Source organism: Variovorax sp. VaC1 (assembly GCF_043658315.1).
Lineage (GTDB): Bacteria > Pseudomonadota > Gammaproteobacteria > Burkholderiales > Burkholderiaceae_C > Variovorax.
Genome location: NZ_JBIGLT010000003.1, coordinates 312,878 through 323,458 on the forward strand (window position 1 = coordinate 312,878; position 10,581 = coordinate 323,458).

11 protein-coding genes are annotated in these 10,581 nt (G+C 66.6%); 9 read left to right on the forward strand and 2 right to left on the reverse strand.

Going from position 1 to position 10,581, the window contains the following annotated elements:
* Positions 1-54: 54 nt before the first annotated feature.
* A complete protein-coding gene (gene ilvD / locus ACGLHS_RS13585) occupies positions 55-1,749 on the reverse strand; it encodes a dihydroxy-acid dehydratase (RefSeq protein WP_093241372.1) in 1,695 nt (564 codons plus the stop codon).
* A 108-nt stretch (positions 1,750-1,857) separates the two neighbouring features.
* On the opposite strand from ilvD, the gene ACGLHS_RS13590 reads away from it, so the two are divergent.
* Positions 1,858-2,793 carry a LysR family transcriptional regulator gene (locus tag ACGLHS_RS13590; protein WP_394480384.1) on the forward strand — a complete coding sequence of 312 codons (936 nt, stop codon included), beginning with the start codon at positions 1,858-1,860 and terminating at the stop codon, positions 2,791-2,793.
* Between the two features lie 66 nt (positions 2,794-2,859).
* Positions 2,860-3,405, forward strand: coding sequence for a hypothetical protein (locus ACGLHS_RS13595; RefSeq protein WP_394480386.1), 546 nt, complete (start codon positions 2,860-2,862; stop codon positions 3,403-3,405).
* A 9-nt stretch (positions 3,406-3,414) separates the two neighbouring features.
* On the opposite strand, the gene ACGLHS_RS13600 is transcribed toward ACGLHS_RS13595, so the two are convergent.
* Entirely contained in the window at positions 3,415-4,317 is a 903-nt protein-coding gene (locus ACGLHS_RS13600) for a LysR substrate-binding domain-containing protein (protein WP_394480388.1), read from the reverse strand.
* A gap of 129 nt (positions 4,318-4,446) precedes the next feature.
* Between ACGLHS_RS13600 and ACGLHS_RS13605 the strand changes: the two genes are divergently transcribed.
* The 7 genes from ACGLHS_RS13605 to ACGLHS_RS13635 all read left to right on the forward strand — a co-directional run bounded on the left by ACGLHS_RS13605 (position 4,447) and on the right by ACGLHS_RS13635 (position 10,581).
* Positions 4,447-5,220 carry an SDR family oxidoreductase gene (locus ACGLHS_RS13605; protein ID WP_093241363.1) on the forward strand — a complete coding sequence of 258 codons (774 nt, stop codon included), beginning with the start codon at positions 4,447-4,449 and terminating at the stop codon, positions 5,218-5,220.
* Between the two features lie 32 nt (positions 5,221-5,252).
* Entirely contained in the window at positions 5,253-5,522 is a 270-nt protein-coding gene (locus ACGLHS_RS13610; protein WP_394480391.1) for a hypothetical protein, read from the forward strand.
* Between the two features lie 57 nt (positions 5,523-5,579).
* Entirely contained in the window at positions 5,580-6,407 is an 828-nt protein-coding gene (lgt, locus tag ACGLHS_RS13615; RefSeq protein WP_394480393.1) for a prolipoprotein diacylglyceryl transferase, read from the forward strand.
* A gap of 135 nt (positions 6,408-6,542) precedes the next feature.
* Positions 6,543-7,211 (forward strand): GntR family transcriptional regulator, encoded by a 669-nt coding sequence (locus ACGLHS_RS13620; protein ID WP_093241355.1) that lies wholly within the window; start codon positions 6,543-6,545, stop codon positions 7,209-7,211.
* A gap of 52 nt (positions 7,212-7,263) precedes the next feature.
* A complete protein-coding gene (locus tag ACGLHS_RS13625) occupies positions 7,264-8,730 on the forward strand; it encodes a malonyl-CoA decarboxylase (RefSeq protein WP_093241352.1) in 1,467 nt (488 codons plus the stop codon).
* A gap of 79 nt (positions 8,731-8,809) precedes the next feature.
* Positions 8,810-9,793 (forward strand): Bug family tripartite tricarboxylate transporter substrate binding protein, encoded by a 984-nt coding sequence (locus ACGLHS_RS13630; RefSeq protein WP_394480396.1) that lies wholly within the window; start codon positions 8,810-8,812, stop codon positions 9,791-9,793.
* Positions 9,790-10,581: an enoyl-CoA hydratase/isomerase family protein gene (locus ACGLHS_RS13635; protein WP_394480398.1), complete on the forward strand. Its 792-nt coding sequence runs from the start codon at positions 9,790-9,792 to the stop codon at positions 10,579-10,581. The genes ACGLHS_RS13630 and ACGLHS_RS13635 overlap by 4 nt, the downstream gene beginning before the upstream one ends.

Sequence of the window (10,581 nt, forward strand, 5' to 3'; positions counted from 1 at the left end):
GGGGGCAACACCGGAGGCCCGGCAAAGCCGGTTCCTCGGTGTTTCCCGAAGGGATCAGAACTTGTCGAGCACAGCACCCGAGCTGGCGCTCGATGCGTTGAACGCGAACTTCGCCTGCACGCCACGCGTGTAGCGCGGCGCCGGGGCCTTCCAGCCTTCGCGGCGCTTGGCCAGTTCGGCTTCGGGCACGTTGAGTTCGAGCACCAGCTTGTGCGCGTCGATGGTGATCGAGTCGCCTTCGTTCACGAATGCGATGGTGCCGCCGGCTGCCGCTTCGGGCGCGACGTGGCCGACCACCATGCCCCAGGTGCCGCCCGAGAAGCGGCCGTCGGTGATGAGGCCCACGCTTTCGCCGAGGCCCGCGCCGATCAGCGCGCCTGTGGGTGCCAGCATTTCAGGCATGCCCGGGCCGCCCTTGGGGCCGAGGTAGCGCAGCACCATCACGTCGCCGGCCACGATCTTGCCGTCCAGGATGGCCTTGAGCGCCGACTGCTCGTCGTCGAACACGCGCGCCGGGCCGGTGATGACCGGGTTCTTCAGGCCCGTGATCTTGGCGACCGCGCCTTCAGGCGACAGATTGCCCTTCAAGATAGCCAGGTGGCCTTCGTCGTACATCGGCTTGTCGATCGGGCGGATCACGTCCTGGTCGGCGCGCGGCACATCGGGCACGTCCTTCAGCACTTCGGCAATCGTCTGGCCGCTGATGGTGATGCAGTCGCCATGCAGCAGGCCCGCGTTCAGCAGCACCTTCATCACTTGCGGAATGCCGCCGGCCTGGTGCAGGTCGACCGCGAGGTACTTGCCCGAGGGCTTCAGGTCGCACAGCACCGGCACCTTCTTGCGCATGCGCTCGAAGTCGTCGATGGACCAGTCCACGCCGGCCGCGTGCGCGATCGCCAGGAAGTGCAGCACCGCGTTGGTCGAGCCACCCGTGGCCATGATGACGGCCACTGCGTTCTCGATGGCCTTCTTGGTCACGATGTCGCGCGGCTTCAGGTCTTTCTTGATCGCCTCGATCAGCACTTTGGCCGATTCCTTGGCCGAGTTGGCCTTCTCGTCGTGCGGGTTCGCCATGGTCGACGAGTAGGGCAGCGAGATGCCGAGCGCCTCGAACGCCGAGCTCATCGTGTTGGCCGTGTACATGCCGCCGCACGAGCCCGTGCCCGGAATGGCGCGCTTCTCGATCTCGTGCAGGTCTTCGTCGCTCATGTTGCCGGCGGCGTTCTGGCCCACGGCTTCGAACACGCTGACGATGTTCAGGTCTTGCCCCTTGTACTTGCCGGGGAGGATGGTGCCGCCATACACGTAGATGGCCGGCACGTTGGCGCGCAGCATGCCCATCAGGCCGCCGGGCATGTTCTTGTCGCAGCCACCGACCACCAGCACGCCGTCCATCCACTGGCCGCCGACGCAGGTTTCGATGCAGTCCGAAATGACTTCGCGGCTCACCAGCGAGTACTTCATGCCTTCGGTGCCCATGGCCATGCCGTCGGAAATGGTGGGCGTGCCGAACACCTGCGCGTTGCCGCCGGCTTCCTCGATGCCCGCAATGGCCGCGTCGGCCAGCTTCTGCAGGCCCGAGTTGCAGGGCGTGATGGTGCTGTGGCCGTTGGCCACGCCGACCATCGGCTTCTTGAAGTCGCTCTCTTCGTAGCCCATGGCGTAGAACATCGAGCGGTTGGGCGCGCGGCTCTTGCCTTCGACGATGTTGGCGCTGCGGCGGTTGATCTGGATCGGTTTGGTGTCCATGGTGTCTCTTCTGTCGTGGGGAGTGGGTGTCGCGGGGAGCACCGAGTATCGGACTTCTGATTGATTGGTTCCAATCCAATTTGAAGCATGGATTGATATGCTCGGCATATGAATGAAGCCCTGATCGACCTGCGGGCCTGGCGCCAGTTCGTCGCCGTGGCCGAAGAGCTGCACTTCGGCCGGGCCGCGCTGCGGCTGCACATGACGCAGCCTCCCGTCACGCAGGCCATTGCCCAGCTCGAGAAAACGCTGGGCGTGGTGCTGTTCGACCGCACCCGCCGGCGCGTGGCCCTCACGCCCGCCGGCGAGGCGCTGCTGCCCGACGTTCGCGAGCTGCTGGCACGCGCCCAGGCGCTGCCGGCACGGGCGCGCGCGGCAGCGGCGGGGCAGGTGGGCCGCGTGCGCATCGCCTTCGTTTCGACGGTGGGCTTCGAGCAGTTGCCGGCCTGGGTGCGCGAATTTCGCGTGCTCTGCCCCGAGGTGGCGCTCGAGCTGGTCGAGGCCACCGGCGATGTGCAGCTCGAAGCCTTCGCGCGCGGCGAGATCGATGCCGGGCTGATGCTGCATTCGCCCGGCGCGGCGCCGCCCGGACTGACGCGGCTGGCCGTGTCCGAAGAGCCGCTGGTGCTGGCGCTGCCAGCCCGGCATGCGCTGGCCCGCACGCAGAAGTTGCTGCTGGCCGATGTGCTGGCCGAGCCGCTGGTGATCTTTCCGCGCCGCATCGTGCCGTCGCTGCACGACGCGATCTTCGCGCTGTACCACGCGGCCGGCCGGGTGCCGCAGCTCGCGCAAGAGGCGATCCAGATGCAGACCATCGTCAACCTCGTGTCGGGCGGCATCGGCGTGGCCTGGGTGCCCGAGAGCGTCACGCAGTTCAGGCGCGAAGGCGTCGTGTACCGGCGCGCCGCAGAGTTTGCGCCAGCCGCGCGGCGACGCAGCGCGCCGGCGTTGCCCGTCTGCGAAACCAGCCTGGTGTGGCCCGCCGGGGCGGCCAACCCGGCGCTGGAACGCTTCGTGGCGTTCGTGCGCGAGCTCAAGCTATAAACGGCGGCGTCGGCGCCGCGTCGGTGCGCTCACTCAAAGAAGATCAAAGAAGAAAAGAAAAACCGCATGAAGACCGCATCCTCTTTCATCGTCCGTTGCACCTTGGCAGTGGGGGCCTTGTGCGCGATGGCCGTGCAGGCGCAGCCCGCGGCGCCGCAGTTCAAGGACTATCCGGCCGATGCGCCCTACACCGGAGCGAACCACGCACTGGTCATCGACAGCGAATTCGCCAAGCTCTTTCGCACGCGGCTCAGGAACGCGCTCGAGTCGAGCAAGCCGGACTTCGCGGGCCGCTACATCGTGGTGCGCTGGGGCTGCGGAAGCGGCGGATGCAACATGGGCGCGGTGATCGATGCGGCCACGGGGCATGCCACGCGGCTGCCGGTGGTGCTCTCGAGTGCGTATCCGCTGAAGCCCGAGTTCGAGAAGGAGGACGGGCAAGAGCTCATCTTCAAGCTCACCAGTCGCCTGATGGTCTTTGCGGGCGACATCAACATCGAGCAGCCGGAGGGCGGCAGCGGTGACACGGTGGCGTTCTACGAGTTCACCAAGGGCAAGTTCCGGTTGGTCAAGAGCCTTCCTTACGGGCGCAAGGACATGAAGGCGCGCTGACCTGATCGATCAGGCGCCGAGCGAATCGGCCAGCAGCGTTTCGAGCCAGCCCGCGAAGGCCTGCATCCGGCGCGACAGGTTGCGCCGGTGCGGGTACACCAGATGCACCGGCAGCGGCTCGGCACGTGCATCGGGCATCACCTCGACCAGTTCACCGGCGGCCAGGTGCTCGCGCACGTCGTAGGCGGGAATCTGGATCAGGCCCAGCCCCGCCAGCGCGCAGGCGATGTAGGTTTCGGCGTTGTTGGTCGTCACCTGGTTGCGCATGCGCAGGGTGTGGGTTTCACCGTCGCGCTGCCATTCCCAGGGCGCCGCGCGGCCGCTGGTTGGCGAGGCGTAGTTGATCGCGAGGTGCTGTGGCAGATCCGCGGGCGTGCGCGGCGTGCCGTGTTGCGCCAGGTAGCCCGGGCTTGCGCAATTGATCAGCTTGAAATGCCCGAGCGGCCGCGCGACGAGGCTGCTGCTTGCCAACGGCCCGACGCGTAGCGCGCAATCGACGCCTTCAAGCACGAGGTCCACCGCGCGGTCGCTGGAGCCGAGTTCAAGCTCGATGCCCGGAAAGCGCTCGAAGAAGCCCGGCAGCGCCGGTGCGATCAGCCGCCGCGCGATGCGGCTCGGCACATCGACCTTGAGCCGGCCGCTCACATGGCCGTGCGCGGGCAAGAACTGCTGCTCGATGTCCTCCATGTCGGCCACCAGCGCGCGGGCCCGCTCCAGCATCACTTCGCCGTCGGGCGTGAGGCTCACGCGGCGCGTGGTGCGGTGAAGCAGCCGCGAGCCCAGCCGCGTTTCGAGCTGCTGCACGGCCGTCGAGATGGTGGCGCGCGGCAGGCCCAGCCGGTCGGCGGCCCGCGTGAAGCTGCCGGTTTCGGCCACGCGCAGGAAGACCTGGAGGAGGTCGATGCGGTCCATTCGCTGTTTGCCTGATTGTTCGTGATTTATTGAACAGTCTAGCCTTGGATCAATGATTTATCAGTGCATTGGCGACCAATAGACTGCAACCCGCAGTCACACATTCACATCACCTCAAGGAGTCCATTCATGTCCGCACGCACGCTCAAGAACAAGGTCGCCGTCATCGCCGGCGGTGGCAAGAACCTCGGTGCCCTCATCGGCCATCAACTGGTGGATGGCGGCGCCCGCGGCATCGCCATTCACTACAACAGCGATGCCTCGCGCGCCGACGCGGAAGCCACCGCCGCATCGCTCAAGGCCAAGGGCGCCGACACGCTGCTGGTGCAGGGCGACCTGTCGGTGGTGGAGAACAACGTCAAGCTGTTTGACCAGGCCGTCAAGCACTTCGGACAGGTCGACATCGCGATCAACACCGCCGGCGTGGTCATCAAGAAGCCGATCCTCGATGTCACCGAGGCCGACTACGACAAGAGCTTCGATGCCAACGCCAAGGCAGCCTTCTTCTTCATCCAGCAGGCCGGCCGCACCTTGGCCGAGGGCGGCAGCATCGTGTCGATCGTGAGTTCGCTGCTGGCGGCCTACACGCCGTTCTATGCGATCTACCCCGGCTCGAAGGCCGCCGTGGAGCACTTCACGCGCGCCGCATCGAAAGAGTTCGGCGAACGCGGCATCTCGGTCAACGCGATCGGCCCCGGCCCCATGGACACGCCGTTCTTCTATGGCCAGGAAAGCAAGGAAGCCGTCGAATACCACAGCAGCGCCGCGGCTCTGAGCAAGTACTCGAAGAAGGGCCTGACCGACATCGAGGACATCGCGCCCATCGTGCGCTTTCTCGTCACCGAAGGCTGGTGGATCACGGGCCAGACGATCTTCGCCAACGGTGGCTACACGACCCGCTGACACGGCAACATCCCGCCTGGAGAACAAACGACATGCACACGATCCTGGTGATGGGCGGCGGCTTCGTGCTGCTGGTGGTGTTCCTGCTGGCCGGCCGCTTCATGGGCGACGGCTCTGCGCTGGCGCTCGCCACGGCGGCCAAGTGGTTCATTCCGGCATGGTTCATCGGCGCCGGCATCAACATGGCCGTGGGCGTGATCAAGGCGGGCTATTCGGTGGCCGAAGAACTGCCGATCTTTCTGCTGATCTTTGCGGTGCCGGCCATGGTGGCGGGTCTCGTGTGGTGGAAGTTCGGGCGCTGACATTGCCCTGAATGTCCCCGTGCCTGCCTCGACATTCGGGGCGGGCACAATCTGCGGATGCTCATGTATCCGCAGATCAATCCCATCGCCCTGCAACTGGGGCCGGTGGCCATCCACTGGTATGGCCTGACCTACCTGGCCGCCTTTGCGCTGTTCTACTTTCTCGGCACGCGCCGGCTGCGACATGAGCCGTACCGTTCGCTCGTCGGTGCCGGCGCCTGGCAGCGCAAGGACATCGAGGACATTCTTTTTCTTGGCGTGATGGGCGTCATCGTCGGTGGCCGGCTCGGCTACTGCCTGTTCTACAAGCCCGAGTTCTATCTCACGCATCCGCTCGAAATCCTGTATGTGTGGCAGGGCGGCATGAGCTTCCACGGCGGCATGCTGGGTGTGATCGGCGCGATGGTCTGGTTCTCGCATTCGCGTGCGCGGCCGTTCTGGCAGGTGATGGACTTCGTCGCGCCGTGCGTGCCGACTGGCCTCGCCGCGGGCCGCGTGGGCAACTTCATCAACGGCGAACTCTGGGGCCGCTTCAGCAATCCCGAGCTGCCATGGGGCATGGTGTTTCCACAGAGCGGCTCGATGCTGCCGCGCCACCCTTCGCAGATCTACCAGTTCCTGCTCGAAGGCCTGCTGCTGTTCGTGATCATGTGGCTCTACGCGCGCAAGGAACGCAAGCAGGGGCAGGTGGCGGCCGTGTTCCTGATCGGCTATGGCGCGCTGCGCTTCTTTGCCGAGTATTTCCGCGAGCCTGACGATTTCCTTGGCCTGCGCGCACTGAGCCTGAGCCAGGGGCAGTGGCTCAGCGTGCCGATGGTGATTGCCGGCATTGCGCTGTGGTTCTGGTTCGGCCGCACCAAGGCCGCGACCGCCGCCCGCGCCTGAGCAGGAAGTTCGCAGGGTAAATCCCTGCCCTGAAAGCGGGGCAGGGCACTTGCGCGGTGTCGTGTCCGTCCTCACAATTACGCGTAATTACAGGAAATTACGCCGAGCCACCCGAGGTCAACGCTTCGAATTCCCATGCGCCTGGTTCCCAACTCCCTGCACGACGAAGTCGCGGCCACCCTGCGTGAGCAGATCTTCGACGGCACGCTGGCCCCCGGCAGCTTCGTGGACGAGGTGGCTCTGTGCGAGCGCCTCTCAATCTCCCGCACCCCCTTGCGCGAAGCGCTCAAGGTGCTCACCGCCGAAGGGCTGTTGCGGCACGAGCCGCGGCGCGGCTGCTTCGTCAATGAAGTGACCGAGCGCGACCTCGACGAAATCTTCCCCGTCATCGCGCTGCTCGAAGGCCGCTGCGCCTACGAAGCCGCCCGCAACGCGAGCGACGTCGAGTTGCATGAGCTCGACGCATTGCACGAACGGCTGGTGCGCCATGCCAAGGCGCGGCGCATCAACGACTACTACGCCACCAACCACATCATTCACGAGGCGATCATCAAGCTCGCCGACAACAAGTGGCTGGCCCAGGTGATCGGCGACCTGCGCAAGATCCTCAAGCTTGCGCGGCTGCAGCAGCTGCATGCGCCGGGCCGGCTCGACCAGAGCCTGTCCGAGCACCTGGCCATTTTTGCAGCCCTCAAGGCGCGCGACAGCGAAGGCGCCGACGCCGCCATGCGCACGCACATGACGCGCCAGCGCGAGGCGCTGCGCGAAGTCATGCAGCAACAGAAATCCAGGGTGATGCCATGACGCTCGAGCGTCGCCACGGCATGCCCGACCCCTTCAGCATTGGAGTGACCCGATGAGTGCGACCGAATGGTTCCAGGCGCGGCTGCGCTCTGGCGAAAAGTCCAAGGTGCCCGTGGCGCCCGAAAGCACCGCGAAGAGCGCATCGAAGAACGCGCCCAAGCCCAGCGTGCGTTCGACCGCCGAGCGCTTGCAAGTCACGCTGCGCAAGGCCGACGAGGCGCTGTCGCCGCGCGCGCTGCGCCGCGTGCTGGCCGATCTGCAGGCAGTGATCGATCCGCGCGTGAGCGAGGTCGAGGGCGGCCGCCGTGCCCACGCCATCGCCGTGGCCTACGCCGCCGCACAGCCTGAAGAGCGCCGCGACTACTGGGCGCTGATGAGCGAGCATTTCGCCGCCGATGCGCAAAAGCTCAAGACCGCGCGCGACCAGCACCAGGCCGCCGTCGGCACGCCCGACGAAGGGCAGGCCGAGCTGCGCCTGCGCCGCGCGCTCGTGTCGCCGCGCATGCGCCTGCTGCAGCGCTTCGCGGTCGAGCCCGAGGGCATGCGCTTCCTGGTCGACCTGCGCGCCGACCTGCTGCCGTGCCTGAAGGCCGACAAGCGCCTGCTCGCGCTCGACGCCGAGTTGGAGCAGTTGTTCTCCACCTGGTTCGACGTGGCTTTTCTCGAACTGCGCCGTATCGACTGGGATTCGCCGGCCTCGCTGATCGAGAAGCTCATCCGCTACGAGGCCGTGCACGACATCAAGAGCTGGTCCGACGTGAAGAACCGGCTCGACGACAGCGACCGCCGCTGCTACGGCTTCTTTCATCCGCGCCTGCCGAACGAGCCGCTGATCTTTGTCGAAGTGGCGCTGGTCGACCGCATCAGCGACGGCATCGTGCCGCTGCTCGACGAGGCCGCCGTGCCCGTGCCGCCCGCCAGGGCGACCACCGCGATCTTCTATTCGATCAGCAACACCCAGAACGGCCTGCGCGGCGTGAGCTTCGGCGACTCGCTCATCAAGCGCGTGGTCGAGACCCTGCAGGACGAGTTGCCGCGCCTGAAGACCTTCGCCACGCTGTCGCCCATTCCGGGCTTTCGCACCTGGCTGGCCAAGAACGTGGCCGACCTGCTGCCCCGCCTCGACGAAAAGCGCGAGGCCGAGATCGGCCGCCTCATCGGCTCGCTGCCGCCCACCGCTGAACGGCTGTTGGCTGCCGTCGATGCGGCCGCCACCTTCGATGCGAAGTCGCCGCTGCGCCAGTGGCTGCTGCAGGCCGCCGCCGAGTACCTGGGCCGTTCGCTCGTCGACGGCACGCCGGCCGACCCGGTCGCGCGTTTTCATCTTGGGAACGGCGCACGCGTCGAGCGGCTGAACTGGGCCGGCGACCCGTCGCCCAAGGGGCAGAAGCAGTCGTACGGGCTCATGGTCAATTACCTCTACGACCTCAAGCGTCTGGACAAACATCGCACCTGGCTGGCGGATGGCAAGGTGGCTGTATCGGGAGATATCGAGAGCCTGTTCTTCAAAAAAGGCTGACAAGGCGCCAGAAGCCGATGCAGGACGCATCGGCGGCCGCATCGGGCGGCAAAATCCACAACGACAGGAGATGAGACAAATGAACCCAAGCTTTCAACGCCGCGACGTCTTGCGCGTGGCTGCCGCCGGTGCGGCCGTTCTTTGCGGCGCGGCGCGCGCGCAGGGCTGGCCGACCAAGCCGGTGACGATGGTCGTGCCGTTTCCGGCCGGCGGCGGCACCGACGCGTTTGCGCGGCCGATCTCGGGCCAGTTCTCGCGGCTGACGAATCAGTCGCTCATCATCGACAACCGTGGCGGCGCCGGCGGCACGCTCGGCGCGAGCGTGGCTTCGAAGGCGTCGGCCGATGGCTACTCGCTGTTCATGGGCGCGGTGCACCACGCCATTGCGCCTTCTGTCTATCCCAAGCTCGACTACGACATCGAGAAAGACTTCGTGCCGCTGATGCTGCTGGCCAACGTGCCGCAGGTGGTGGTGGTCAATCCGCGCCGCGTGGCCGCCACCAACATCAAGGAACTGATCGCGCTGGCCAAGGCCAACCCCGGCAAGCTGAACTATGGCTCGGCCGGTGCGGGCACCTCGCACCATCTGGCGGGCGAGCTGTTCAAGATCCAGACCGGCACTTTCATCACCCACATTCCTTACCGCGGCGCCGGGCCGGCGCTGGCGGACCTGATCGCGGGCAACGTCGACCTGATGTTCGACGGGCTCGGTTCCTCGGCGCAGTACATCAAGAGCGGCCGCATCAAGGCGCTGATGGTGGCCGGCGCCAAGCGCAACCCCGCCTTTCCCGATGTGCCGTGCGCTGCCGAGGTCGGCTTGCCCGACTACACCGTGACCACCTGGTACGGGCTGTGGGCGCCCAAGCGCACGCCGGCCGACGTGCAGCCGCAGATCGTTGCCGAGATGCAGAAGGTGCTGGCCGCCGACGACATCAAGGCCATCTGGGCGCAGAACGGCTCCGAGATTCCGACGCTGACCGGGCCGGCCTATGGCAGCTTCGTGAACGCCGAAATCAAGCGTTGGGCTGCGGTGGTGAAGGCCTCGGGCGCCAAGATCGAATGACGGTCGGAAGCAGCGTTCTATTTCGCCAGGAAGGCGCCATCGCGGTCGTCACGCTGTCGAACGTGGGGCGCCTCAATGCGATGACGCGCGCGATGTGGCGCGAACTGCGGGCCGTGTTCGACAGCCTTCGCACCGGCGCCGACGACAACAGCAGCGGCGTGCGCTGCGTCGTCGTGCGGGGCGAGGGCGGCGCGTTCTGCGCGGGTGGCGACATCTCCGAGTACCCGTCGTTCCGCTTCGAAGAACCCAGCCTGCGCGAGTTCCACGAGAACGAAGTCTGGGCCGCGCTGCAGTCGATGCTCGACTGCCCGCTGCCGCTGATCGCGCAGATCGAAGGCGCCTGCATGGGCGCCGGCATCGAGATCGCGAGCTGCTGCGACATCCGCCTGGCCGGTGCCGCCGCCAGGTTCGGCGCACCGATCGCCAAGCTCGGTTTTCCGATGGCCCCGCGCGAAGCCGCACTGGTGCATGGCGCCATCGGCGACGTGCTCGCGCGCGACATGCTGCTGGCCGCCGGCGTGCATGGCGCGCAGCGCCTGTACGACGCGGGCTTTCTGCTGCACGTACTGCCCGACAACGAAGTCGCGGCTGCCGTGCAGGCCCATGCCACGCGCGTTGCCGCGTTGGCGCCGCAGGCCGCGCGCCTGCACAAGAAGACCTTCGCCGCATTGAGGGCCGGCGCGCCCTCGGCCCACAGCCTGCTGGCCACTGCCTACGACTACGCCGATTCCGCCGAGCACCGCGAAGGCATCGCCGCCTTCCTTGCCAAGCGCACACCGAATTTCTGA

What these genes read in the sequence shown, in the direction of transcription:
- ACGLHS_RS13630 (WP_394480396.1), top strand. Translation starts at nt 8,810, where the DNA reads ATGAACCCAAGCTTTCAACGCCGCGACGTCTTGCGCGTGGCTGCCGCC.
- ACGLHS_RS13635 (WP_394480398.1), top strand. Translation starts at nt 9,790, where the DNA reads ATGACGGTCGGAAGCAGCGTTCTATTTCGCCAGGAAGGCGCCATCGCG.
- lgt (WP_394480393.1), top strand. Translation starts at nt 5,580, where the DNA reads ATGCTCATGTATCCGCAGATCAATCCCATCGCCCTGCAACTGGGGCCG.
- ACGLHS_RS13610 (WP_394480391.1), top strand. Translation starts at nt 5,253, where the DNA reads ATGCACACGATCCTGGTGATGGGCGGCGGCTTCGTGCTGCTGGTGGTG.
- ACGLHS_RS13625 (WP_093241352.1), top strand. Translation starts at nt 7,264, where the DNA reads ATGAGTGCGACCGAATGGTTCCAGGCGCGGCTGCGCTCTGGCGAAAAG.
- ACGLHS_RS13600 (WP_394480388.1), bottom strand. Translation starts at nt 4,317, where the DNA reads ATGGACCGCATCGACCTCCTCCAGGTCTTCCTGCGCGTGGCCGAAACC.
- ACGLHS_RS13590 (WP_394480384.1), top strand. Translation starts at nt 1,858, where the DNA reads ATGAATGAAGCCCTGATCGACCTGCGGGCCTGGCGCCAGTTCGTCGCC.
- ilvD (WP_093241372.1), bottom strand. Translation starts at nt 1,749, where the DNA reads ATGGACACCAAACCGATCCAGATCAACCGCCGCAGCGCCAACATCGTC.
- ACGLHS_RS13605 (WP_093241363.1), top strand. Translation starts at nt 4,447, where the DNA reads ATGTCCGCACGCACGCTCAAGAACAAGGTCGCCGTCATCGCCGGCGGT.
- ACGLHS_RS13595 (WP_394480386.1), top strand. Translation starts at nt 2,860, where the DNA reads ATGAAGACCGCATCCTCTTTCATCGTCCGTTGCACCTTGGCAGTGGGG.
- ACGLHS_RS13620 (WP_093241355.1), top strand. Translation starts at nt 6,543, where the DNA reads ATGCGCCTGGTTCCCAACTCCCTGCACGACGAAGTCGCGGCCACCCTG.